The organism is Yinghuangia sp. YIM S10712, from assembly GCF_051388935.1.
Lineage (GTDB): Bacteria > Actinomycetota > Actinomycetes > Streptomycetales > Streptomycetaceae > Yinghuangia.
In genome coordinates this window covers 14,127-38,786 of sequence record NZ_JBPKBI010000005.1, presented here as the reverse complement: position 1 = coordinate 38,786, position 24,660 = coordinate 14,127, and the positions used below count along the sequence as shown (strand labels likewise).

Sequence of the window (24,660 nt, the reverse complement as noted above, 5' to 3'; positions counted from 1 at the left end):
GTGCTCCGGGCCCTCCCGAAGTCCGGTTGGCTCGCGGTGAGTTACGCGTCGCCGCCGACCGTGCCGACGCCCGCCGCCTTCACGTCGAGGATCTGGTAGCGGTCGATGGCCTTCTTGACCGTCCCCGCGTCGACCTCGCCGCGCCGGGCCAGCTCGGACAGCACACCCACCACGATCGACTCGGCGTCGACGTGGAAGAAGCGCCGGGCCGCGCCGCGGGTGTCCGCGAAACCGAAACCGTCGGTGCCCAGGCTCGCGTAGTCCGACGGCACCCAGCGCGCGATCTGGTCCGGAACCGACCGCATCCAGTCGGAGACCGCCAGCACCGGCCCCGGCCTGCCGTCCAGCACCTGCTGCACGTACGGGATGCGCGGCTCGTCCTCGGGGTGCAGGAGATTGTGCTCCTCGCACTCCACGGCCTCGCGGCGCAGCTCGTTCCACGACGTCGCCGACCACACGTCGGCGACGACGTTCCAGTCGGCCGCCAGCATGCGCTGCGCGTCGAGCGCCCACGGCATGCCGACACCGGACGCGAGGATCTGCGTGCGCAGCGCCCCCTCGCGCGGCTCGCCTTCCTTGAACAGGTAGAGGCCCTTGAGGATGCCGTCCACATCGACGCCCTCGGGCTCGGCCGGCTGCTCGATCGGCTCGTTGTACACCGTCATGTAGTAGTAGACGTCCTCGCCCTGCGGGTGCTGCTCCGAGGAGCCGTACATCCGCCGCAGGCCGTCCTTGACGATGTGCGCGATCTCGAACGCGTAGGCCGGGTCGTACGCGACCACCGCCGGGTTCGTCGACGCCAGGAGATGCGAGTGCCCGTCGGCGTGCTGGAGGCCCTCGCCGGTCAGAGTCGTACGGCCCGCGGTCGCACCCAGCACGAATCCGCGCGCGAGCTGGTCGGACATCTGCCAGAACTGGTCGCCGGTGCGCTGGAACCCGAACATCGAGTAGAAGACGTACACCGGGATCATCGGCTCGCCGTGCGTCGCGTACGACGAACCCGCCGCGATCAGCGACGCCGTGCAACCCGCCTCCGAGATGCCCTCGTGCAGCATCTGACCGCTCGTGGACTCCTTGTAGGACAAAAGGAGTTCGCGGTCGACGGCCTCGTACGTCTGGCCGTGCGGGTTGTAGATCTTCGCCGTCGGGAACATCGCGTCCATGCCGAACGTGCGGTACTCGTCCGGCGCGATCGGCACGAACCGCTTGCCGATCCCGGGATCGCGCATCAGGTCCTTCAGCAGCCGCACGAACGCCATCGTGGTCGCCATCGGCTGCCGCGCGCCCTTCTTGACCGGCGCGTAGACCTCGTCGCCGGGCAGTTTGAGCGGCTTGGCGCGCAGCACGCGCTGCGGCATCGTCCCGCCGAGCGCCGCACGGCGCTCCATCATGTACTCGATCTCCTCGGACTTCTCGCCCGGGTGGAAGTACGGCGGGAGTTCGGCCTCCAGGTCCTTGTCCGAGATCGGCAGGTAGAGCCGGTCGCGGAACATCTTGAGGTCGGCCTTGGTGAGCTTCTTCATCTGGTGCGTCGCGTTGCGGCTCTCGAAGTTCGGACCGAGGGTCCAGCCCTTCACCGTCTGCGCCAGGATCACCGTCGGCTGGCCGGTGTGCTCGCGCGCGGCCTTGAACGCGGCGTACACCTTGCGGTAGTCGTGCCCGCCGCGCCCGAGCTTGGTCAGCTCGTCGTCGCTCAGGTGCGCGACCATCTTGCGCAGGCGCGCGTCGTCGCCGAAGAAGTGCTCGCGCGCGTACGCGCCGGACTCGACCGCGTAGGTCTGGAACTGGCCGTCCGGCGTGGTGTTCATCTTGTTGACGAGCACGCCGTCGGTGTCCTGCGCCAGCAGCGGGTCCCACGAGCGGTCCCAGACGACCTTGATCACGTTCCAGCCGGCGCCGCGGAAGTACGACTCCAGCTCCTGGATGATCTTGCCGTTGCCGCGCACCGGCCCGTCGAGGCGCTGGAGGTTGCAGTTGATGACGAAGGTGAGGTTGTCGAGCTCCTCACGCGCCGCCAGGCCGATGTTGCCCAGCGACTCCGGCTCGTCCATCTCGCCGTCGCCGAGGAACGCCCACACGTGGCTGCGCGAGGTGTCCTTGATGTTGCGGTTGTGCAGGTAGCGGTTGAACCGCGCCTGGTAGATCGCACCGAGCGGACCGAGGCCCATCGAGACGGTCGGGAATTCCCAGAAGTCCGGCATGAGCCGCGGGTGCGGGTACGAGGACAGACCGTACGGCGCCTGCGAATGCTCCTGCCGGAACCCGTCGAGGTGCTGCTCGGTCAGGCGGCCTTCGAGGAACGCGCGGGCGTAGATACCCGGCGCCGCGTGCCCCTGGAAGAAGATCTGGTCGCCGCTCTCGCCGTGGTCCTTGCCCCGGAAGAAGTGGTTGAAGCCGACCTCGTAGAGGCTGGCCGAAGACGCGTACGTCGCGATGTGGCCGCCGACGCCCAGCCCCGGGCGGTTGGCGCGCGACACCATGATCGCGGCGTTCCAGCGCACGAACGCGCGGATGCGGCGCTCGATGTCCTCGTTGCCGGGGAACCAAGGCTCGCTTTCCGGCGGAATCGTGTTGATGTAGTCGGTGCTGCGGAGGGCAGGCACGCCGACCTGCCGCTCACGAGCGCGTTCGAGCAGCTTGAGCATGATGTAGCGGGCGCGCTGCCGCCCCTGCTCGTTGATGACGGAGTCGAGTGACTCAAGCCACTCGCCGGTTTCGCTCGGGTCGATGTCCGGGAGCTGGCTCGGCAGGCCGTCGCTGATGATCGAGAAGCGCTCTCGTCCGGATGCCACGCTGTTCCTTCGCATATCGGTAGATGTCGCGATGATCGCCGGGTGCGGTATGCCGGAATCCTCCGGTCATGCCGTACGTCGGCCGCCACTCAGCGGTGTCGCGCCGCCTCCATCGTGGTACCCGGAGGACGTATACGTCACCTCTACCGATCGGTAATGGACCCGGCGGGTGCTTGATATGCGCCCGGACGTGCCCGGCCTCGCCGCATCGATCTCGTGGATCCGTATTTCGCTCTCCCGGCTACCGCGGCAGGGCGGCGTTGCCCTCGGCCCGGCTGTCGCCGGACCAACCACGCGGCGGCTCTCGAATGCGGGGTATCCGCATCCGTGAACCATTAAGAAGATTACGCCCGAGCACTTTCGCGGACCGCAGCGGCGTAGTTGTCTGGAGTAGTACGGATGCCGTGACGGGGAACACAGCGGGGCATCCTCGGCGGAAGGAGATCCGATGCACGCGACGATCGGCGACCGGCTCACGGTGCACGGCAACCAGGTCGGCCGCGCCGACCGCACCGGCGAGATTCTTGAGGTGCGCGGCCCCGACGGGACCCCGCCGTACGTGGTCCGCTTCGACGACGGGCACACCGGGCTGATCTTCCCGGGCCCCGACGCCGAGGTCCAGGCGACGGAGCAGGGCCCGGTCGTGACCTCGATGTCCGCGCGCCGGCGCCGGGGCTGGTAGCCCGGGACAGCCGGCCCGCACCCGCCACACGCCGGGCACGCGGCCGGGTCGTACGGCACTTCCCTCCCCCCAGGGGTGTTTGGGCAGCGGCGTGACCTGGGTACTTGCGCGAAAAGCCCGGCGCGTGTGGACTACGGCCACAGCTCCGGCACAAGGCGGGGCCGAACATGGGAGGTTACTTCGTGAGCGCGACCGCGGACCACGCGGAGGAACGGTCCAACCCGCTTGCGCGGCTTGGGTTCCAGCCCGGACAAGTGGTCCAGGAGCTCGGTTACGACGACGACTGCGACGAGGATTTCCGCGAGGCCATCGTCGGCGTCACGGGCAACGAACTCGTGGACGAGGACTACGACGAGGACGTCGCCGACGTCGTCATCCTGTGGTACCGGGAGGGCGACGGTGACCTCGTCGAAGCCCTCATGGATGCCTTGACCACGCTCACGGACGGCGGCACGGTGTGGCTGCTGACCCCCAAGACGGGCCGTGAAGGCTACGTCGAGCCGAGCGAGATCGGTGAATCGGCCCCCACGGCCGGCCTCACCGGAACGACCACCACCGCTGTCGCCAAGGACTGGTCCGGCACCCGCCTGGTCGCCCCGAAGGCGGTCCGCAGCGGCGGACGCAAGTAGCAGCCACCGCGGGCGGTCGCAGGCGCGGCCGCCGCGGTGAGGAGACAGACAGCAGAGCAACACCCGGACCAGGACCGCGGGCAACGGTCCGGTCCACCGGCCCCAGGGCGCGGGAGCCACGGCGAGAACCTCTCGCCACACGGCTCCCGCGCCTTTCCGCGTTCGGCGCCACAGCGCGGAACGAACAGGCCCCAAGCCGGGCCACACCTGATCGCCGCCGCCTCGCGGGTCGCGCCCGTCCTCTGCTCGGCCGCGTGTGAGCGCGCGGCGACCGCCGCGCGGCGGTCGCCCCCTCAGCGCTGGAGGCGCGTCAGAGCGCGGCCGACACCGTTCAGCCAGCCGGCGGCGATCTTGAGGGCGGGGCCGCCGGGGAGGCCGGGGACGTGGTCCAGGAGCGGAGCCAGGGCCAGGAGGCCGGCGATGTTGTCGAGTTTCAGTTCGCGCGCCAGCAGCAGTGCCGGAACCGCGCGGCGGCCGGCGGAGGCGTCGAGCAGGACGGCGGCGGAGCGGGCGCGTACGGCAGGCGCTTTCCGGGCGGCGGTGTCGGCCGGGGCGACGGTCCAGCCGCCGTGGGCCGCGCCGAACGACCAGCCGCCGGACGGGACGACAAGCGCGGCGCCCGCGGTGAGGCCGTGGCGGGCGGCGAGGGCCCCGGCGGTGTCGGTGAGGGCGAGCAGACCGGCGTCGGTGAGCTGCGCGGGGGCCGGCGGCGCGCCGCAGGGCACCAAGTCGGCAGCGTGGACGGCGAGTTCGTAGGCGATCGCACCGAGCTGGGTGAGCAGGGGGACGGGACCGACCTGGGAACCGGTCGGGGCCAGGCCGATGCCCTCGTCGACCGCGGCGGAGAAGGCCTCGTCGAGCCGGGCGCGGCCGTCGTCCAAAGCGTTCAGCAGCATGCCGTGGGTCGCGTCCCGGTGCGCCGTGACGAGGGCAGCGTTGGCGGTGTCCTGGTCGCGGGGGTCCGCGTCGATCGGGCGCGTTCCGCGGGCCTCGTCGAGGAGGCGCGCAAGGAGCGGCTCCTCGGGCCACGAGGCGAGGTGGACGACGACGTCCCGGCCGGTCCAGCCGGGCAGGCGCGACGGCGCGTCGGGGTCGATCGCGGCGGCGAGGGCGCGGAAGGCGTCCCACGCGGCGAGGGCGCGGGCGCGCTGGTCGGGGACGGGCGCCGACGCCGCTCCTCGTGCGGGCCCGGCACAGGCGCCGGACGGCTGCCCGGCGGCGGACGGCTCCGGCGGTTCGTGCTGCCGTGCGGTCGTCGACATGCGCTCCATCCTTCCCTGGGCGGTTTCGCCCCATGCGACCGCCCCGGCACGGCCCCCACCGGGGTCCGGTGCGGTGAACCGGCGGATGACAGACTGTGGCCGGTGAAGCCCCACCGGGGCACGGCACCCGTCACATCGCAGTTGGTCGAAAGGACGCACCATGGCCGTCGAGATCGGCAGCAAGGCCCCCGACTTCGAGCTGAAGGACCAGCACGGGAGCGTCGTCAAGCTCTCGGACTTCCAGGGTGACAAGAACGTCGTCCTGCTCTTCTACCCGTTCTCTTTCACCGGGGTGTGCACGGGCGAGCTGTGCGCGCTGCGCGACGAACTCCCGACGTTCGTGAACGACAACGTCCAACTCCTCGCGGTTTCGTGCGACTCGATGTTCACCCAGAAGGTGTTCGCGGAGAAGGAGGGCCTGGAGTACCCGGTCCTGTCCGACTTCTGGCCGCACGGTGAGGTCGCCAAGGCGTACGGCGTGTTCAACGAGGAGAAGGGCTGCGCGGTGCGCGGCACTTTCGTCATCGACAAGGAGGGCGTCGTGCGGTGGAACATCGTCAACGGGCTGCCCGACGCGCGTGACCTCAACGAGTACGTCAAGGCCCTCGGCGCTCTCTGATCCCACAGGCCTTTCCCGGGCCCGTCCCGGCGGAATGTTTCCGGTCGCCGCGGGATCACGGCGGCGGCAGGAACTCGTGACTAGGATCGGATCGTTGTCCAGCCGTAACGGCAAATTCCGGAGCCCGGCCCCTGCGGGCGAGCTCCACGATCTTATGGAGGACTCGTGGGAGTCAGCCTGAGCAAGGGCGGCAACGTCTCCCTGTCGAAGGAGGCCCCGGGCCTCACGGCCGTCCTGGTCGGCCTGGGCTGGGACGTCCGCACGACCACCGGTCAGGACTTCGACCTCGACGCCAGCGCGATTCTGCTCAACGCCGGCGGGAAGACCCTGTCGGACGGGCACTTCGTGTTCTTCAACAACCTCAAGAGCCCCGACGGCTCGGTGGAGCACACCGGCGACAACCTCACCGGTGAGGGCGAGGGCGACGACGAGGCGATCAAGGTCAACCTCGCCTCCGTCCCCGCCGAGGTGGAGCGCATCGTCTTCCCCGTGTCGATCTACGACGCGGAGACCCGCCAGCAGTCGTTCGGCCAGGTCCGCAACGCGTTCATCCGCATCGTGAACCAGGCCGACAACAACGAGCTCGCGCGGTACGACCTCACCGAGGACGCCTCGACGGAGACCGCGATGGTCTTCGGCGAGCTCTACCGCAACGGCCCGGAATGGAAGTTCCGCGCGGTCGGTCAGGGTTACGCGTCGGGTCTGCGCGGCATCGCGCAGGACTTCGGCGTCAACGTCTGACGAACAATCAGTGGTTCGGGAATTCCCGGCCGCCGCTTGAAGACGCGTACCACACACGGGATGCCCGTCGGCCGTATGCCGGCGGGCGTTCTGGCTTCGTGGGAGGGAAATCCCTTGCGTGCGCACGAGGTCTTCCGGGATGAAGACGCGGCATGTGGCGGCTGACTAGGCTTCGTTCGGGGACTTTAAGCCGAAGCAGGAGGAATACATGGGGGTCACCCTCGCCAAGGGCGGCAATGTCTCGCTGACCAAGGCCGCACCGAACCTGACCGCCGTGCTGGTGGGTCTGGGCTGGGACGCGCGCGCCACCACGGGCGCGGCGTTCGACCTGGACGCCAGTGCTCTGCTGTGCGGCGGTGCGGGCAAGGTGCTGGGCGATGACTACTTCGTCTTCTACAACAACCTGAAAAGCCCTGAGGGTTCGGTGGAGCACACCGGCGACAACCTCACCGGTGAAGGGGAGGGCGACGACGAGGTTCTGCTGGTGGACCTCACGCTCGTTCCGCAGAACGTCGAGAAGGTGGTCTTCCCGGTGTCGATCTACGACGCCGAGACGCGCGGGCAGACCTTCGGCCAGGTCCGCAATGCCTACATCCGGATCGTCAACCAGGCCGACAACAACGAGCTTGCTCGCTACGACCTGACGGAAGACGCGTCAAGCGAGACAGCCATGATCTTTGGAGAACTTTACCGTTACCAGGGGGAGTGGAAGTTCCGCGCAGTAGGCCAAGGGTACGCTTCGGGGCTGCGGGGCATCGCTTTGGACTTCGGCGTCAGCGTGCAGTGATCGGTCCGGTCGAGGGTCGGTTGCCGCGGTGACCGACCCTCTGCCGTTTCCGAGGACGAAATCCGGCCCGCTTCGTTACGCACGTCCGACTGGATCGAAAGGGACTCTCGCCCCGTGTTGCTCCGTACATTCGGCTGGTCGTTCGCCGTCACGGTGATCGGCTTGGTCGCGGCCTTCATTTTTTGGGGGTGGGAGGGCTTCGCGGTTGTCGCGATCCTGTCCATCCTGGAAATCTCCTTGTCGTTCGACAACGCGGTTGTCAACGCCAGCGTGCTGAAGAAGATGAACGCCTTCTGGCAGAAGATCTTCCTCACCATCGGCATCCTCATCGCCGTGTTCGGCATGCGCCTGGTGTTCCCGCTGCTGATCGTCGGCATCACCGCGAAACTGGGCCCGATCGAAACGATCGACCTGGCGATCAACGACAAGGACGAATACGAACGCCTTGTCACCGCCGCGCATCCGTCCATCGCGGCGTTCGGCGGCATCTTCCTGCTGATGATCTTCCTTGACTTCATCTTCGAGGAACGGGAGCACACCTGGCTCTCGTGGATCGAGAAGCCGCTCGCACGCCTCGGCAAGCTCGACGTGCTGTCGGTCCTCATTGCGATCGGTGCGCTGCTCATCACCGCGACCACGGCCGGAGCCGAAGCGCTCGTCGGGGATCACGAGACGGCGGACAAGACCGCGACCGTCCTGATCTCGGGTCTGCTGGGTCTCATCACCTATCTCATCGTCGGCGGCCTGTCCGATTACTTCGAGAACAAGCTCGAAGACGAAGACGAGGACGAGGACGGCGAAGAGGCCGGTGAGGAGAAGGCCCCGGCGTCGCAGCGCAACGGCAACGTCCAACTCGTCGGCCTGGCCGGCAAGGCGGCGTTCTTCCTCTTCCTCTACCTGGAAGTCCTCGACGCGTCCTTCTCGTTCGACGGTGTCATCGGCGCGTTCGCCATCACCAACGACATCTTCGAGATGGCCCTCGGTCTCGGTATCGGCGCGATGTACGTCCGGTCGGTGACCGTGTACCTCGTCCGCAAGGGCACGTTGGACGACTACGTCTACCTGGAGCACGGTGCCCACTACGCGATCGGCGCCCTGGCGGCCATCCTGCTCCTGACCATCGGCACGCACGTCAACGAGGTCGTCACCGGCCTCATCGGCGTCCTGCTGATCGCTGCGGCGTTCGCCTCGTCGGTGATCCGCAACAAGAGGGTGGGCCACGAACCCGGATCGGGCGGGCAGAGTTCCGACGCGGAAGTCGAAGTCAAGGTCTGATCGACGACCCGCCTGACGCAAGGCGGCGAAACGATCCGACAAGCCGTACCGCACGCACCGCTCACGCAGTTGCGTGCGGTACGGCTATTTTTGTGCCAGCACCGTCACGGAGTGCGGTGGTGGCACGGCGGGGAGGGCACGATGCCGTTGTTCGGTCGGCAGCAGGGGTTGGTCGGCGAACCGGAGGCCGGGAGCCACAAGGTCACGCTGACGCGCAGCACGCCGGAAGTGTCGTTGACCGAGCAGGGGTCGGCGACCGGGACGCTGCGGGTCAACCTGAACTGGAACCAGTTCTACGAGGAGCCTCCCGCCAGACCGCGCGGCGGACTGTTCCGCCCGATGCAGGTCCAGCCGCCGCCGCTGCCGCAGAAGATCGACCTCGACCTCGGCTGCATGTGGGAGCTCTCGGACGGCTCCAAGGGCGTCGTCCAGGCCCTGGGCAACCTCTACGGCGACTTCAACCAGGCGCCGTACATCCGCCTCGACCACGACGACCGGGCGGGGTCGGCGTCCGGCGAGACGATGTTCATCAACCTCGATCAGACACGTCTGATCAAGCGGTTGCTGATCTTCGTCTACATCTACGACGGCACCCCCGCTTTCGACCACGCGAACGGCGTCGTCAGCCTCTTCCCCAACGCCGGACGCCCGATCGAGGTCCGCCTCGACGAACGCTCCGCCGGCGCGCGCACGTGCGCGGTCGCGCTCGTGGAGAACACCGGGGACGACATCACGGTACGCCGCCTCGTGCGCTACATCGACGGCTTCCAGGCCGAGTTGGACCGGGCGTACGGCTGGGGGCTGGTCTGGGCCCGCGGCTACAAGTGACACCCGTGCACTTCTCGGTGCGCGGCTGCGGGGTGCGGCGACACTCCCGCCGCGGCACCTGACGGGGCCGGTGGGGACGCGCGTGATCCGGCGGCCCCACCGGCTTCTTCGGCTACTGGAACTGCGGCCCTTGCGGAGGGGAGTTCAGCCACTGGGTCGGCGGTGCGGGCGGAGCCGGGTGGGGGCCGGGAGCGGAGTGGGGGCCCGGAACGGGGTGCGGGTGCGCGGCGCCGCCGGGCTGCCCCGGTTGGCCGGACATGCCGGGCTGGGAGTGGCCGGACGGCGGCTGGTGGCTTCCCGGGCCGACGGCGTACTGCGGACCGCCCGGCGGCGTGTGCATGACCCCGGGTGGTGTCGGTGCGGTTCCGGCGGGACCCGACGCCGCCGAGGCCGGGACCTCCGGCTGGTGGCCGGGCGAGGGGGTGTGCGGATGCGGGAGGCCCGATCCGCCCACCGGTGTGTTCGGGCCGGGCGGCGGCGGGATGGTGGCACCGCCGTACGGCGCCTGCGGTTCGGCCGCCGGGTGGTTCGTGGGCGAGACGGGCAGCGGCGGCGGGTCGTCCGGCAGCCTCATCGGCATCAGCGCGGTCGGCGCGAGGTCGCCGGGCGGGGGCGCGGAGACGGGACCCGCCGGGCGGCGCGGGATGTCGGCCGGCGGCGCGGCGGGGGGCGGCGCCGCGGACGGGCCCGCGGTGGTCGGTGCCGGTGTGGGCCACGGCGAGGATGCGCCGGCGGGCCCGGAGGCCGCGGCGGGTGCGGGGGAGGCGGTGGGCGCCGGTGCGGGCGGGCGCGGCGCGGCTGCGGCCGGGGCCGGGACGGGCGACGCGGCCGGCGCAGGGGCAGGGGCTGGAGTCGGGGGCGGCGGTGCGTCCTCGTCGTCGACGTTGATGCCGTAGTCCATGGCCAGACCCGCCAGTCCGGAGTCGTAGCCCTGGCCGACCGCACGGAACTTCCACTGGTCGTTGCGCAGGTAGATCTCGCCGAACACGAACGCGGTCTCGGTCGTGGCGCCGGTGACCGGGAAGTTGAGCAGCTCGCGTCCGCTGACCGCGTCGAAGACCCGCAGGATCAGGTCCGGGACCGAGGCGACCAGCCCGCCGTCGGCCGATCCGGCGACCACGACCTTGGCGATGCCGCGTTCGAGGCTCTTCACGTCCACCCGGAAGGCGTCCGAGGAGCCCGAGGAGGCGACGACCTTGTCGCCGTGCACGACGGCGCCCGAGGGGTGCCGGGGCTGGTTGTAGAACACGAAGTCGGCGTCGCTGCGCACACGGCCGTTCTCGGCGAGCAGGAGTGCGGAGCAGTCGATGTCCGGCACCCCCGGTCCGGTGCGCCACTCCAGGACGACCCGGACCGAATCCGCGCCCAGGACCGTGTTCGCGCCCTTGGTCATCACCTGCGTCATGGACGACATCCTGCCCGCTCGAACGCCCGGCGCTCAATGCGGGCGCCGCCGTGATCCGCGCTGTGCGGCCACCCAGTGAGCCCGGGCCGTTTGGCCGGGGATATCCGGCGTATGCGAATATCCGAAAAGCGCGATTCCGGCCCGCTCTCGTTGCTCAGAGGTTTTCAGCCATCACCCTGCGTAGGCGAAACCCCGCGTCGCCCGCTGTGGCCTGGTGTTTCACCGCGTCCGGAGTCAAGAGGCAGCGGGACGGACCGCCTGTGACGCGCCTGTGACAAGCCCGTGAACGTCTCGCACATGCGTCCGGACGGATCTTCTCTCATTTTGCTTTTCGGTTACCGTATGTGTGCCTGCCGGGTCTCCCCGGTTGGGCGCGACCGCGCCCAAGGGCGCGAAACAGGTCCCAGCAACCGCAGGGCAATGCGCGCGGGGGACGCGCCCGGACCGGAAAACTCGACAGCTAGGGGGAACGTGATGCGCCACTTCGCATTCCTGGACGACCGGGAGCTGCAGCACCTGTTCCACCGTCCGCCCCAGGATTTCACCCGAGATTCCGAGCCCGCCGTTCTCGCGGCGGCCCTCGGCGCGACGCTTTACAGCCCCGCCACCCGCCCGACGCTCGCCGCCGACATCGCCAAGCAGGCCGCGCGCGGGGTGACGTCGATGGTGCTGTGCCTCGAAGACTCGATCGACGACCGCGACGTCGAACTGGGCGAGCGCAACCTGATCGAGCAACTGAACGCATACGCCGCCACCGGCGCCGAAGGGCCGCTGTTGTTCGTCCGGGTACGCACTCCGGACCAGATCACCGACCTGACCGAGCGCCTCGGGCCCGCGCTGTCCGTCCTGACCGGCTTCGTCATGCCGAAGTTCGAGCCGGACAACGGCGTCCGCTACCTCAAGGCACTCAATGAGGCCCATGTGGTCGGCGGGCGCAGGCTGTTCGCCATGCCGGTGCTGGAGTCGCCGTCGCTGGCGTACCTCGAATACCGCCGGCGCATGCTGATCGACCTGTCCGCCCTCATCGCGGCGCACCGGGAACAAGTGCTCGCGGTCCGGATAGGGGCGACGGACTTCGCGTCGGCGTACGCGCTGCGCCGATCCCGGGACCTGACCGCGTACGACGTGCACCTTGTCGCGGATCTGATCGCGGACATCGTCAACGTCTTCGGCCGCTCGGACGGCACCGGGTTTGTGATCTCCGGCCCGGTGTGGGAGTACTTCCCCGCCGGCGAGCGCCTGTTCAAGCCGCAGTTGCGCCGGTCGCCGTTCGCCGAGGCGGAGGACCCGGACGTGGCCGTGGCGCTGCGCTCCCGGCTGATCTCCGCCGACCTCGACGGGCTGATCCGCGAACTGGAGCTCGACAAGGCCAACGGGCTGCTCGGCAAGACGGCGATCCACCCGACCCACGTCGCGGTCATCCACGCCATGTCGGTGGTGACGCACGAGGAGTTCTGCGACGCGTCCGACATCCTCGCGGAAAGTGCCGCGGGCGGCGGCGTCCTGCGGTCCGCGTACACGAACAAGATGAACGAGGTGAAGCCGCACCGGGCCTGGGCCCAGGCGGTCATGCGGCGCGCGGGGGCGTTCGGGGTCGCGGCGGAGGACGTGAGCTTCGTGGAACTTCTCGCGGCGTCCGCGTCGGCGCAGGGCGGGCCGTCGGCGAAGGCGGACAGCGACCAGGCCGCCCGGGTGGCCAGGGCGGCGGCGGTGGCCGCGCGCCTCGACGATCAGGGCGGCGAGGCGGTCGGCGGCCCCGCACGGTACGCCGGACGCGCGCCGCGAAACGGATATGGCAGCGAGTGAAGACGAACAACGCCGTGACAGGTAGCCAGGTCACCGGAGCCCCACGCCCCGCCGAATGGTCGGGCGCCTGGGTCGCCCGGCGGCTCGGCGTGCGCCTCGGCACGTCGGAGGACGGCATAGGCCCCCGCATATCCACCGACGTCGCCACACGCGGCGCACCGTACGGAAGCGACGCCACCGCAGAGCTGCAAGGCCTCGTCGGACTGGCACTGCGCCGGAACCCCCGTCGCGCCCACCTGTTGGTCTCCACCGTGCTCGGCAAGCACGTGCCGCAGCTCCCGCGCGTCGTGCACGAGTCCGGGCTCGAACTGGGACGCCGCGTCCGCGAGACGTTGGGCGACCCTCCGGACGCGCCCGTGGTGATCGGGTACGCCGAGACGGCGACCGGCCTCGGCCACTGCGTCGCCGAGGCGCTGCCCGGGGCGACCTACCTGCATTCCACGCGGCGCCCGGTCGCCGGTGTCGAGCCGTTCGGCGGCTTCGAGGAAGAGCACTCGCACGCGACGTCGCACCTGCTGCTGCCCGCCGATCCGGGCATGCTCGCCGGCGGCGGCCCGCTCGTCCTCGTCGACGACGAACTGTCCACCGGCCGCACGGTGCTCAACACCATCGAGGCCGTCCACCGGCTCGCACCCCGGGCCCGGTACGTGATCGCGGCGCTGATCGACGTGCGCACCCCCGCCGACCGGCTCGCGCAACAGGCGTTCGCGGCCCGCCTCGGCGTGCGGGTCGACATCGTCGCGCTGGCGTCCGGCACCGTCGAGCTCCCGCACGACGCGCTCGTGCGCGGAGCCGCCCTCGTCGCGGACGAGGAGGCCCGGCAACCCGTCGACGGGCCCGCCCGCGCACCGGGCACACCGGCGGAAGGGCCGGAACACGCTCCCGTCGTGCGGCTCGTCCTGGACTGGCCCTCGGGGCTGCCCGACGGCGGCCGGCACGGGTTCACCCCCGAACACCAGCGCGCCCTGGAGAAGGCGCTCCCGCTGCTCGGCGAGCAACTCGCCACACAGATCGTCGGGGCCCGGCGGGTGCTCGTGCTCGGCTTCGAGGAGCTGATGTACGTCCCGCTGCGCCTCGCCCGCGCGCTCGCCGACGCGACGGCCGCGCCCGCGTTCGCCCAGGTCCGCCCCGAGGTCCGCTACTCGACCACGACCCGGTCGCCGGTCCTCGCGGTCGACGACCCCGGGTACGCGATCCGCACGCGCCTGGCGTTCCCCGCCCACGACGACCCCGGCGACGGGCCGGGGGACCGGTTCGCGTACAACGTCGACCCGGGGACCGATCCCGCGCGGCGCTTCGAGGCGATCGTCGCGGTCGTGGACTCCGCCGCCGACACGGCGGCGCTCCACGCGCCCGGCGGGCTGCTCGACGCGCTCGCCCGCGTGACGGACCGGGTCGTGCTGGTCGTGCTGCCCAGCCACGTGCCGACGCCGTCCACCCAGCCGCCGGTATTCGACTCCGAGGTGGTCCGATGACAGTCCGGGACGCACGGGACATGCAGGACACGCAGGACACGCAAGAAGGCCGGGGTGTTCGGGACACCCGGGACACCGGCAAGCTGCCCGAGCCGCTGGTGGGCCCGGCGTTCTCCTCCTACCGCGCCGACGAGGTCGCCTGGCTGCTCAAGGACCTGTCCGACGTCGACCTGGAGGCCCCGCTCGAAGAGCGGGAGGAAGCGATCCAGCACGGCGGCGCCCACTACGCCGAGTCGCTGCCGATCGAGTTCCAGCCCTCGGCCGAGTACCAGGCGCTGTTCCAGACCGCGCTCGAACAGTCCGCGGCCCGGCTCGCACACGCGGTCGGCGTGGTCACCGAGATCGTGCTCGCCGAGCGCGGACGCGACGCGGTGCTGGTGTCGCTGGCCCGCGCGGGCACCCCGGTCGGCATCCTGATGCGCCGGTGGGCGCAGTACGCGCACGGCCTCGACCTGCCGCACTACTCGGTCTCGATCGTGCGGGCGCGCGGCATCGACTCGGTCGCGCTGCGCTGGCTGGCCCGCGCGTACGACCCCTCGCGCGTGATGTTCGTCGACGGCTGGACCGGCAAGGGCGCGATCACCCGCGAACTCACCGCCGCGCTCGACGAGTTTGCGGACACCACGGGCTTGCGGTTCTCCGACGAGCTCGCCGTGCTCGCGGATCCGGGCGCCTGTGTCACCACGTACGGCACCCGCGACGACTTCCTGATCCCGTCCGCGTGCCTCAACTCGACCGTCTCGGGCCTGGTTTCGCGCACTGTGCTGCGTGCCGGGCTGATCGGGCCGGACGACTTCCACGGCGCCAAGTTCTACCGCGAACTCGCCGACGCGGACGTCTCGAACCTCTTCCTCGACAGCGTCAGCGCGCGTTTCCCCGACGTCGCCGACGCCGTGTCGCGCGAGTGGCCCGCGCTCGCCGCATCCGACCGCCGGCCCACATGGGCGGGGTGGCGCGCGGTCGAGCGCATCGGCGAGGAACACGCGATCGACGACATCAACCTGATCAAACCCGGCGTGGGCGAGACCACGCGGGTCCTGCTGCGCCGCGTGCCGTGGAAGATCCTCGCGCGCCGCGGTGTCGGCACCGAGCTCGACCACGTCCGCATGCTCGCGGACCAGCGCGGGGTGGAGGTCGTCGACGTCGACGAACTGCCGTACTCCTGCGTCGGGTTGGTCAAGCCGGGATTCCGCCGCGACAAGGGAGCCACGTGACGAACGCCCGGCCGGACACCCTCGACCGCCCCGCCGCGGGGCCGGTGGTCGCCGCCTGCGACCTCGACCGCACGCTCATCTACTCCCGGGCCGCGGCCCGTCTGGGTCTCGGCCCGGGGGAGGAGCCGCCGGAGCTGGAGTGCGTCGAGATCTACGACGGCGAGCCGATCTCGTTCCTGACCGGCACATCCGCCGCGCGGATCGCGGAACTCGCGGCGCGCGCGCTGCTCGTGCCGACCACGACGCGCACCCGCGAGCAATACCTGCGCATCGCCCTGCCGGGCCCCGTGCCCGGGTATGCGATCTGCGCCAACGGCGGACACATCCTCGTCGACGGCCGGACCGACGAGGACTGGCACGCGGGCGTGTGCAAGCGCGTCGCGGAGGAGTCGGCGCCGCTCGCCGAGGTCGTCGCGCACCTGGAGGCGGTCACGGACCCGCTGTGGACGCGCAAGTTGCGTGTCGCGGAAGACCTGTTCACCTACCTGGTGCTGGAACGCGACCGGGTTCCCGCCGGGCTCGTCGAGGAACTGACCGGGTGGGCCGCGGAGCGCGGCTTCGGGGTGTCGCTCCAGGGCCGCAAGCTGTACTTCGTGCCGGCCGCGCTGACCAAGGGCGCCGCGGTCGACGAGGTTCGCACGCGCACCGGGGCCCGGACGGTGCTCGCGGCCGGCGACTCGCTGCTCGACATCGAACTGCTGCTCGCCGCCGACGCGGGAATCCGGCCCGCGCACGGCGAACTCGCCGACACCGACTGGACCGCGCCGCACGTGGTCGCGACGCGGTTGGCGGGCGTGCGCGCGGGCGAGGAGATCCTGGCCTGGCTGCTCGACGCGGCCGGGGCCGGCGCCTGAGTCAGACGTCCGCGCCGCGCACCGTCAGAAGCTCGGCGCTCGCGTGCACCGCCCGGCCCTCGATGTCGAACGTCAGCTCGAAACCGTCCCGGGCGGCCCGCACGCGGGTGAGCGCCACCTCGGTGAACCGGTCGAGGGCGTACACGAGTTCGTGGATGGCGTCGCCGGCGTCCGACAGGCACAGCACGGTGCCGTCGCTCAGCACGACCGTGTCCCCGCCGAAACCGCGCGGCGCCGGGTGGGCGTCGGTGACGCGCAGGGGCGCGCGGCCGAGCGAGTGGAGCCAGCGCACCGCCTGCTCGTGCAGGAGGTCGCGCTCCTCTTCGTACGCCGTGTGCAGCATGCGCCGCACCTCGTGCAGATCGGACGCGTGCAGGGGGATGTCGTGGCCGCCGTCGGCCTTCGGCGTGCGGCGCAGCGCGGCGACACAGGGGGCGACGGCGAGCGCCACGAAGGCGAGCATCGGCATGAGGTTCACGGGCATGGGCCTGTTCCCGGAGTGTCGCGGCCGTGCCGGCAGACGCGGTACGGCCCGTAGGGCGCGGTCACGCGGCGCAGGGGAGCGTGCCCCTGGGCAGGGCTCCGGAGAAGGGGCCCTGGTCTACCGCAGTCCTGACGACTTTAAACGTCCCATCGGGGGATCGGTCACGAGCTCATAGACCAGAGGGCCCCGACCGTCACAGGGTGTGGCCGAACCTCTACGCAGGGGCGAAGTTTCCGTGTGCTTTGTCCTGATTCGGCGGTCATCGCGATGTGGCGAAAATCACGATCCACACGTGTGCGTCAGTCGGACGCCGTTCAGGCACCGCTCGCCCGGTCGTCGCGGATCTGCTGAACGATACGGCTGATCTCGCGGCGAATCCCCCGAGTCTCGGACAGGAACCGCCACCAGTCGGGATGCGGCGCGTCCGCATCCTCCCCGACCGCCTCCAACCGGAAGACGAGGGCGTCCAGGCTCCGCGCGTACTTCTCCTCCGCAGCCGCGCGACCCCCGACCGCGAGCCGCTGCGCGTCCCGCAGCGCGAACCGCGTCCGCTCGATCTCCGCCCCCGGGTCGCGGGCGACCTCGTCGAGGTCCCGCAGCCTGTCGTGGACCGCGGCCATCGCGTCGTCCGCATTGCCCAGCGCGGCTCGCGCGGTCGCCAGGCGGCTGACCGCGTCCGCCCACTCCCGCGCGGTGATCGCGGCCGCGGCCTCGTCGAGACGGGCCTCGGCGACCTCCACATTCCGGGCGACGGTCTGCCCGGAACCCTCCAGATCCGTCCAGCAGGCGGCGCTGTAGCCCTTGCGCAACCGGCTCAACGCCGGCTCCAGGTTGTCCGCCCGGGAGGAGACCGCCTGCGCGCGCGTACGCAGCGACGCGAGCCGCCGCGTCACATCGTCGCGCAGCCGCGGCAACCGGTCGGCTTCCTCGTACAGCGCCTGCGCGGTCTCGGTCACCCGCACCGCCAAGGCGATCGTCCCCGCGACGCCGTGCACCGCCGCGCCCTTCTCCAACTCCGCGAGCTCGGCCTGCAACTCGGCGGCCTTGCGCTCGTACGACGCCGGGGCGACCCCCTCGCGCAGCGCGGTCTCCGCCGCCGCGACCGCCGCACGCACGGCCTGCCGAGCCTGCTCGGTCTTCGGCGGCAACTGCGCGAGAGCCGCGTCCGCGCGCGCGATCATCGGGCCGACCGTCTCGGCGAACCGGTCGAGTTCCACACCGACTTCGTCCAGCTGCCGGGCCACGGTGTCGAGTTCGCTCCGGGCGGTCTCGTACGACGCGGTCTCCAGGTCCTCCGCGTCCAGCGGGTGCCGGTCCATCGCCGCGATGTACGCGGCACTGGCCTCGTCCACCCGGTCGCTCAGCGCCGCGAACCGCCGCAGCGCGTCCTCGCTCGCCTCCGACGGCTCGACAGCGCGTACCGTCTCCAACGAGATCCGCAGGTCGCGCTGCGCGGTGTCCAGCCGCAGAAACGCCTCGCCCGCCGCCTCCCGCGCGGTCGCCGCCGCAGCCCGCGCCGCCTCCCGGCGCCGCCGCCACGGCCGCGTCTCTCCCCCCGCGAACGCCTGCGGCGCCACCACCGACACCAACACCGGCAGCACCACCGCCCCCGGCCACAGCACAGCCACCCCAGAACCGATCCGGTGCCGTACCGCCCCGAGTGCCACTCCAGCTCCCGTCGCCGCCCGCAGACTCCGTCCCCATCCTCCCAGGTCCCTCCCGACACCGCGGCTCCCGCCCACAGCCCCCGCCCCCACCCCGAAACGCGTGCACGCGCGCCCACCCCGATTCGGTACGCTGTCCGCCACGGGCGCATAGCTCAGTTGGTTAGAGCACTGCTCTTACAAAGCAGGGGTCGACAGTTCGAGTCTGTCTGTGCCCACCTGTGACGAAGCCCCGAAGCGATCTTGCTTCGGGGCGTCTGACATCTGTTTTCGACATCAACGGGGGTTGGTCAGCGTCGACGGCCGAGCATCCGATCAAGGTGCGCGATGGCCTCGCGCTTCAGTGCGTCGGGTACGTGCATGTAGACATCCATCGTCACGCTGATCTTGCTGTGGCCGAGGATTTCCATGGCCACGCGAGGATGCACGTTGCCGACGGCGAGGAGGGTTGCCGCGCCGTGTCGCGCGTCGTGCACGCGGATGCGGGGCAGGTTCGCGGCAGCCGCCAGGCGGTGAAACGACCGGAGCACGTTGCGGCCCTCGATCGGGCGCCCCGTCCGAGTGGTGAACACCAGGTCAGAGTCCGTCCAGTCCCCTCCGGCGCGTTCGCGCATGGCCTGTTGCCGCAGGCGTTGCCAGCGCAGGGGAGCGACGCACAGCGCCGGCAGCGGCAACGTACGCCGACGCCGGTTCTTCGTCTCCGCTTCGTAGTTGTCGCCGCCTACGCTTTGGCGCTGCCGGTGGACCCGGAGCGTGCGCGCGTCGAGGTCGACGCCTTGCCAGCGCAGGCCGACCAGCTCACCGCGACGGAGCCCGAGACCCACGGCCAGCATGAACGCGGCGTAGAGCGGGTCACGGCGCGCGGTCAGCATGAAGGCCAAGGTCTGTTCGAGCGTCCGCGGTGGCCGCGGTGGTCTGCTTCTCGACCGCGACGAGGGCCGACCGGACGTCTCGGACGCTCAACTTCTCCAAGGTCTTTTTGCCAAGGTGCGGCACCAGGTGGAGGCGGATGTGAATCAAGGGCGCGCCGCGAGCGGCGCGCCACCGCTCGGCCGGCCGGGGCCCCGCCGCGCGTGCGGCGTGGCCGCCGGTCACGGCGGACCCCCACCGACCGGCGGAAGTCGTCCGCAGCCAACGGGACTTGACCAGCAGGCATCACGGCTACGACCGTCGACCCTCGTTCGAGCGAAACACTGCAGCAGAGGGTTGCTCACACAGAGCACGGCTTTGTGCCGATGATCCCGATGCGTATGAGGCGTTGCCTCATAATCTCCTTGTGACGAGTGCCTGGATGACCACGGCCATTGCGATCGTCGGCACGCTCCTGGGCAGCGGACTGACGGCGTTTGTGACCGCACGGACTGAGCGGCGGAACAACGAAGCTTTGGAGCGACAGCAGATACGCCAAGAGGCCGCACAAGATCGCACCCAGCTTCGTGAACTGCGGATTGAGCACCGGAAGTGGCGCAGGGATCGCCGACAAGCTGCCTACCAGGCATTGATGGATGCGGCGCATGAAGCGGAGGGAGCCATCTGGCAACTGGCACGGCTAACCCTGGAGCCCTACGACCAGGCTCGCTATGACATGTTGCGCGGTGCAGCCATCGACGCAGTACGGGCAACTTTGCAAGCAGCCAACACGGTTCAACTCGAAGGGCCCACCGGTGTGGCGCAGGCTGCTGCTGAATACGCAGAGGCCGTCGATCGGCACATCCACCCGCCCATTGATTACCTTATGGAACTGAGCAAAGGGCCGCTGAGTAACGAGCAGAAGGATCGCTTTCGCTCCTCGGCTGCAGAAACGGCGCGTCTCGTGGAGGACATGAAGCGGCGTTTCGTTCCTCGCGCACGTGAGGCTCTGGACGAGTTGATGGACGAGGGGGACCGGCAGACATGAGTGCGGCAAGCACCCCGCTGACCGGCTGAACGCCGACTGGTAGGGGCACGAAGGCCGCCCCCCGGTGACATCACCGTTTGAAACCAACGGGCTCGGTTCAGCGCGGATATGCGCGAACAGTCATCCGTCGGTGTAGCTGCATACCAGCGTAGTAACAGGCCGCAGCAGGGCGGTCAGTCCGAACTTACCAAGCAGGGTAGACAGTTCGAGTCTGTCTGTGCCCACGTGTGAAGAAGCCCCGAAGCAATCTTGCTTCGGGGCTTCTTCATCTGTTTTCGACATCAACGGGTCGGTCAGCGTCGACGGCGGAGCAACCGGTCCATGTGTGCGATGGCCTCGCGCTTCAGCGCGTCTGGTACGTGCGTGTAGACATCCGTCGTCACGCTGATTTTGCTGTGTCCGAGGATTTCCATCGCCACGCGAGGATGGACGTCGCCGACAGCCAGGAGGGTCGCCGCGCCGTGCGCGTCCGGGCCTGAGGGCGTCGTGCACGCGGATGCGAGGCAGGTTCGCGGCAGCGGTCAGGCGGTCAAACGAAGTTCGTTGCGCCTCTCCGCCGGGCGACCCGTCCTAGTGGTGAACACCAGGTCAGAGTCCGCCCAACTTCGTCCGGCGCGTTCGCGCCTCGTCTGTTGCCGCAGGCGTTGCCGGCGGCGGAGCGACGCCCAGTGTCGGCGGTGGCAGCGTGGACTGAGGTGATTTTTCGTCTCGGCGCTGTGTGCTCAAGCCGGTACGAGGGCTCGTGCGGGTGTCGGGGGTGACCGCTCGACCGCGGCCGTCCGGGAAGCGTTCGACCACACGTCACACCACCGGCTTGTACTTGAGTGTGGCCACGGCCGGGACGCTGTCTGCGGTGTCGCCGTCCTGGCGGGGGACGCGCTTCACGGCGATCTTCCGGACGTCGGCCGGGAGCGGCCACCACGCCAGGTTCTGGTTGTCGAACACGTCCGAGGTCGCAAGCACCGCCATCCACCGGAGTTGGTGAAGGCGTCGACCCTCACTTTGCAGTTGCCCATGTCGCAGCCCACACTGAGCGAGTCCGGCACGTCGACCACGTTGAACAAGGTCACCACCGGGTCGAAACCCCGACAGCAGAGACTCCTCCTCTACAACGCTCGCTTGAACGGCTCTCCTTGGGGCCGGGAGCAGACGGGGCATACGGCAGCGGACCGCCCTGCGCGGGACGGATGATTTCGGGGAAACCACTTTGCGGAATGCCGGGTTCGGACCGCCCCGGGGTAGGCGGTGCCCAGCGTTGAGAATGCTCGGTGCAGCGAGTGATGGCCGAACCCGGAATCCCTCCGCAGTGCGGCATCTCCGCAGCGGGATGCCGTGCGGATGGTGCAGCCGCACGTCGAGCCTGATCAGCGCGTCGATTTGCGCGTCCGTCCATAGGTCCGTGTGGTGCAGGTTCGAAGTCGTCTTGATCGACACTAAGCCCGTGGCGTCCGGCCGCCGGTTTGCTGAAGCGTTCGGCGAGGCGCGGGAACTGCCGTTTTAGGAACGCCCGAAGTGACATCCCAAAATTGACAGCCTCCCAGTACTCGTAGTTACGCTGAGTCGTCCACGGAGCGGCAAGGCTACCTACGACGAACTGCGTTGGCCGAATAACGGGTTGCCGATCGATCTCAGGCTGGGGCTCCAGCTTCAGGCGAACGGGAACTGGCCGTCAGATACCTCACTTCGGGTTGGTGAACGGCATCTCGGGGGGAATGGAATGGACGGGCTTACCTGCACCGTCGGGGGCTGCAATCGCCCTATCCGCGTACGCTCCCGGGGGTGGTGCGCGATGCACTACCAACGGTGGCAGCGCCACGGAGACACAGGCCCTGGGGCGGCACTTCGTGTGCACGGCAGCGCGGCGCTGGAGGCCCGGCAGTGCGAATTCCCCGGCTGCACGCGGAAGTACATAAGCAAGGGCTTGTGTGCGAGCCACAATTGGCAGCGCAATGTAGGCCGCGATCTGACTCCGCTGCCGGACCGGCGCGAGGCTAAGCCGACAGATCGGAACGAGCGGGGCGAGAAGCAGTGCCGCACCTGCCTCGTTTGGCTTCACACGAGCATGTTCACCCGGCTCGCCAGCGCCCCGGATGGTCTGCAGGGTCACTGCCGAAGCTGCGGACAGGATAGCCAGCGCAAGACGCTGTACCGGATGCCCCGCGGGCGGTACGCCCAGATGCTGGCGGACCAAGGGGACGTGTGCGCCATCTGCAAGAGGGCTGATGACACCGGATATTCGCTGTCCATTGACCATGACCACAGCTGCTGTCCGGACTCTGCCGAATCGTGTGGCCAATGCGTCCGCGCCCTGCTGTGCAATGCGTGCAATCACGGACTTGGGAAGTTCCGCGACAGTCCGGAACTCCTGCGTGCCGCTGCGGCGTACCTCGAGCGGCACGCCTCCCAGTAGCTGATCAGGGCGGTTCCTCCCTTGCTCCGCACGGCTGGTGTGCGAGAGCTCTGTGCCCGGTCGGGTTCGCTCGCCGAACAGGAGTGGGGTATCCACATTCCTGACGTCCCGTACTGCACGGCGTGTCGAGGTGGGCGGCGCACACATGCCCGTGGGGGCGGTGACTTGCAGCTCGTGATGTGTGGGCGCCCAGGTGTCATGTGGGGCGGGCGGGGAGGATCCCTCGTGTCGGGGGTGCGGAGGCGCGGGGGGTGGTGGGGAAATGTCCGGTTACGAACGGGGTTTTTGGGTGTGCCTTCCGGGGGCGGTGGGGTGTAGCGCCGGGGGCCGGGGGTCAGGTGAACTCCAGGTCGAGGAGGTTCGGGGGGCCGGCCAAGTCGGGGGCCGGGTGGAGGAGTTGGAGGTCGACCGCGAGTGTGCCGCCGGGGAGGGGGAGGTGGCCGGGGCGGGCGGCGATCTCGAAGAGTTCGGGGCCGTCGCGGACGATGTGGAAGCGCGTGAAGCTCTGTTGCGGATTGATCCGCGCCCGGGTCGTGTCGGGTAGGCGGAACCTGATGGCCCACGTCTTCGAGGGTTCGGCGGACGCGGTCAGCAGGAAGCTGTAGGCGCGGACCCAGCCGCGTGCGGCCTCGGGGTGGTGCTGGCGCCATTCGCCCACCAGGATCACTGCGCCGGTCGGCTTCCGAAACGACGCACGAAGCGGTATCCGATGCTCGGTCTCGGTCATGCATTCAGCGTAATCGGTTGATCGCTGTCCGCATCCTGAAGTCCCCTTCGGACGGTTCGGCGGACGACCGATCGGCGGGCCGAAACCGGGAGTTCGCCGGTGCGTACGGAGCGCGGGGGCGGCGCGAGGTGCGGTCTGGGCGGTTCAGCGGGACGCTGGGGGTGGGCGGTGTTCCGCAGTCGGTGTCTCCTGGCCTGCGCGGTCCGTGCGATCGGCGCGCGTCGGGACGATCGGAGGCCTTCGATGACCGCTGTCAGAACCAGTGCTGTGACCGGGAAGGGCTCCGGTTCCGGGCGTTCCGCGCGGACGCGGGCGAGAGCGCGGACCGCTGTGGTGGCCGCGTCGGTGGCGGCGATGGGAGTCGTCGGCACGGTGGGAAGTGTCGCGCACGCGGGTGCCGGGCCACCGGGGTCACTCACCGCGAACGCTTTGACACAGAACCGGGTGCAGGCGCCCGCCCAAACGCCCGAGCCGCCCCCCGAGCCGCCGAAACCCGGGGACGTGCCGCCTCGGGAGTCACTGGAACTCGCATTGCTCGACGAGGCCGACATGGGCACGATGTTCCTTCGCTCCCCGCAGGCGCCCCCGCCGCGTGGCGAGCGAGAGTCGGGTTGCCCGGCCCTGGACGCCGCTACCGCACCGGGTGACGAACAGGACCCGCCGGAGGTCGAGTTCACCGCGACGGACGTCCTGGTCTCGCAGGCCTTGTACGGCGCCGAGCCGAACGAAGTGCAGCGCGCCCACGCGCAGTTCCGCGAAGCGCTCGCGTCGTGCGACGCGATCGGCGTGCGCGGGACCGACGGTGAAACGGTCACGATGACGGTGACCCCGATGGACATCGGCAGGCCGGACGCGGTCGCGGTGTCGATGACCGGGATGCACCTCGACTCCGTGGTCACCGGCTTCCTGGTCTTCGAGGCGCTGGGCAGCGTCGAGTTGGTGTACACGTACACGCAGGTCGGTTCGGCGGACGGCCAGTTGGCGGAGAGTGTCTACCTGACCGCGCTGGACAAGATGCAGCGCGTCCTGGGTGCGGCGGCGTCTCCCGCGACACCGATGTGACCCGAGGGGGCGTGACATGCGGACGCGTGCCCGGGGGAGTTCACCCG

At 69.9% G+C, this 24,660-nt stretch carries 20 protein-coding genes, 1 tRNA gene and 1 pseudogene; 14 read left to right on the top strand and 8 right to left on the bottom strand.

The features are described from left to right. Positions 1-41 precede the first annotated feature (41 nt). The gene (gene aceE, locus ACRX5W_RS13710) at positions 42-2,807 is read right to left on the bottom strand and encodes a pyruvate dehydrogenase (acetyl-transferring), homodimeric type (RefSeq protein WP_436788372.1); all 2,766 of its coding nucleotides are present in this window, start codon (positions 2,805-2,807) and stop codon (positions 42-44) included. A 433-nt stretch (positions 2,808-3,240) separates the two neighbouring features. On the opposite strand from aceE, the gene ACRX5W_RS13705 reads away from it, so the two are divergent. Both ACRX5W_RS13705 and ACRX5W_RS13700 read left to right on the top strand, forming a co-directional pair. Next, complete coding sequence (locus tag ACRX5W_RS13705) at positions 3,241-3,474, top strand: DUF1918 domain-containing protein (RefSeq protein WP_436788371.1); 234 nt, start codon at positions 3,241-3,243, stop codon at positions 3,472-3,474. A 182-nt stretch (positions 3,475-3,656) separates the two neighbouring features. After that, complete coding sequence (locus ACRX5W_RS13700; protein ID WP_436788612.1) at positions 3,657-4,103, top strand: DUF3052 domain-containing protein; 447 nt, start codon at positions 3,657-3,659, stop codon at positions 4,101-4,103. Between the two features lie 293 nt (positions 4,104-4,396). Here the strand turns inward: ACRX5W_RS13700 and ACRX5W_RS13695 are convergent, their stop codons facing one another. Then, a complete protein-coding gene (locus tag ACRX5W_RS13695) occupies positions 4,397-5,365 on the bottom strand; it encodes a maleylpyruvate isomerase N-terminal domain-containing protein (RefSeq protein WP_436788370.1) in 969 nt (322 codons plus the stop codon). A 160-nt stretch (positions 5,366-5,525) separates the two neighbouring features. On the opposite strand from ACRX5W_RS13695, the gene ACRX5W_RS13690 reads away from it, so the two are divergent. From ACRX5W_RS13690 to ACRX5W_RS13670, 5 genes are all read left to right on the top strand, one after another. Then, positions 5,526-5,984, top strand: a complete 459-nt coding sequence (locus ACRX5W_RS13690; protein WP_436788369.1) for a peroxiredoxin — start codon at positions 5,526-5,528, stop codon at positions 5,982-5,984. A gap of 165 nt (positions 5,985-6,149) precedes the next feature. Then, entirely contained in the window at positions 6,150-6,725 is a 576-nt protein-coding gene (locus tag ACRX5W_RS13685) for a TerD family protein (protein ID WP_436788368.1), read from the top strand. A gap of 208 nt (positions 6,726-6,933) precedes the next feature. Continuing rightward, positions 6,934-7,512, top strand: a complete 579-nt coding sequence (locus ACRX5W_RS13680) for a TerD family protein (RefSeq protein WP_436788367.1) — start codon at positions 6,934-6,936, stop codon at positions 7,510-7,512. 114 nt (positions 7,513-7,626) lie between these two features. After that, entirely contained in the window at positions 7,627-8,787 is a 1,161-nt protein-coding gene (locus ACRX5W_RS13675; protein ID WP_436788366.1) for a DUF475 domain-containing protein, read from the top strand. 141 nt (positions 8,788-8,928) lie between these two features. Continuing rightward, positions 8,929-9,615 (top strand): TerD family protein, encoded by a 687-nt coding sequence (locus ACRX5W_RS13670; RefSeq protein WP_436788365.1) that lies wholly within the window; start codon positions 8,929-8,931, stop codon positions 9,613-9,615. Between the two features lie 112 nt (positions 9,616-9,727). Here the strand turns inward: ACRX5W_RS13670 and ACRX5W_RS13665 are convergent, their stop codons facing one another. Beyond that, positions 9,728-11,020, bottom strand: coding sequence for a TerD family protein (locus ACRX5W_RS13665; RefSeq protein ID WP_436788364.1), 1,293 nt, complete (start codon positions 11,018-11,020; stop codon positions 9,728-9,730). A 474-nt stretch (positions 11,021-11,494) separates the two neighbouring features. On the opposite strand from ACRX5W_RS13665, the gene ACRX5W_RS13660 reads away from it, so the two are divergent. From ACRX5W_RS13660 to ACRX5W_RS13650, 3 genes and pseudogenes are all read left to right on the top strand, one after another. Beyond that, entirely contained in the window at positions 11,495-12,826 is a 1,332-nt protein-coding gene (locus ACRX5W_RS13660) for an HpcH/HpaI aldolase/citrate lyase family protein (RefSeq protein ID WP_436788363.1), read from the top strand. A gap of 14 nt (positions 12,827-12,840) precedes the next feature. Next, positions 12,841-15,515: pseudogene (locus ACRX5W_RS13655) on the top strand (phosphoribosyltransferase). Further along, positions 15,512-16,369, top strand: coding sequence for an HAD family hydrolase (locus tag ACRX5W_RS13650; protein WP_436788362.1), 858 nt, complete (start codon positions 15,512-15,514; stop codon positions 16,367-16,369). Before ACRX5W_RS13655 ends, ACRX5W_RS13650 begins: the two are co-directional and overlap by 4 nt. A 1-nt stretch (position 16,370) precedes the next feature. Here the strand turns inward: ACRX5W_RS13650 and ACRX5W_RS13645 are convergent, their stop codons facing one another. Both ACRX5W_RS13645 and ACRX5W_RS13640 read right to left on the bottom strand, forming a co-directional pair. Continuing rightward, complete coding sequence (locus ACRX5W_RS13645) at positions 16,371-16,853, bottom strand: hypothetical protein (RefSeq protein WP_436788361.1); 483 nt, start codon at positions 16,851-16,853, stop codon at positions 16,371-16,373. A 314-nt stretch (positions 16,854-17,167) separates the two neighbouring features. Further along, positions 17,168-18,481 (bottom strand): hypothetical protein, encoded by a 1,314-nt coding sequence (locus tag ACRX5W_RS13640; protein WP_436788360.1) that lies wholly within the window; start codon positions 18,479-18,481, stop codon positions 17,168-17,170. Between the two features lie 180 nt (positions 18,482-18,661). Here ACRX5W_RS13640 and ACRX5W_RS13635 point away from each other — a divergent pair. Then, positions 18,662-18,735, top strand: a tRNA-Val gene (locus ACRX5W_RS13635). Between the two features lie 72 nt (positions 18,736-18,807). On the opposite strand, the gene ACRX5W_RS13630 is transcribed toward ACRX5W_RS13635, so the two are convergent. Next, entirely contained in the window at positions 18,808-19,389 is a 582-nt protein-coding gene (locus ACRX5W_RS13630; protein WP_436788359.1) for a site-specific integrase, read from the bottom strand. 419 nt (positions 19,390-19,808) lie between these two features. On the opposite strand from ACRX5W_RS13630, the gene ACRX5W_RS13625 reads away from it, so the two are divergent. Beyond that, entirely contained in the window at positions 19,809-20,414 is a 606-nt protein-coding gene (locus tag ACRX5W_RS13625) for a hypothetical protein (protein WP_436788358.1), read from the top strand. An 801-nt stretch (positions 20,415-21,215) separates the two neighbouring features. Here ACRX5W_RS13625 and ACRX5W_RS13620 read toward each other — a convergent pair. Then, positions 21,216-21,383, bottom strand: a complete 168-nt coding sequence (locus ACRX5W_RS13620; protein WP_436788357.1) for a hypothetical protein — start codon at positions 21,381-21,383, stop codon at positions 21,216-21,218. Between the two features lie 748 nt (positions 21,384-22,131). Between ACRX5W_RS13620 and ACRX5W_RS13615 the strand changes: the two genes are divergently transcribed. Continuing rightward, the gene (locus ACRX5W_RS13615) at positions 22,132-22,824 is read left to right on the top strand and encodes an endonuclease VII domain-containing protein (protein WP_436788356.1); all 693 of its coding nucleotides are present in this window, start codon (positions 22,132-22,134) and stop codon (positions 22,822-22,824) included. A gap of 334 nt (positions 22,825-23,158) precedes the next feature. Here the strand turns inward: ACRX5W_RS13615 and ACRX5W_RS13610 are convergent, their stop codons facing one another. Next, entirely contained in the window at positions 23,159-23,551 is a 393-nt protein-coding gene (locus tag ACRX5W_RS13610; RefSeq protein WP_436788355.1) for a hypothetical protein, read from the bottom strand. Between the two features lie 243 nt (positions 23,552-23,794). Between ACRX5W_RS13610 and ACRX5W_RS13605 the strand changes: the two genes are divergently transcribed. Continuing rightward, entirely contained in the window at positions 23,795-24,613 is an 819-nt protein-coding gene (locus tag ACRX5W_RS13605) for a hypothetical protein (protein ID WP_436788354.1), read from the top strand. The last annotated feature ends 47 nt before the right edge of the window (positions 24,614-24,660 follow it).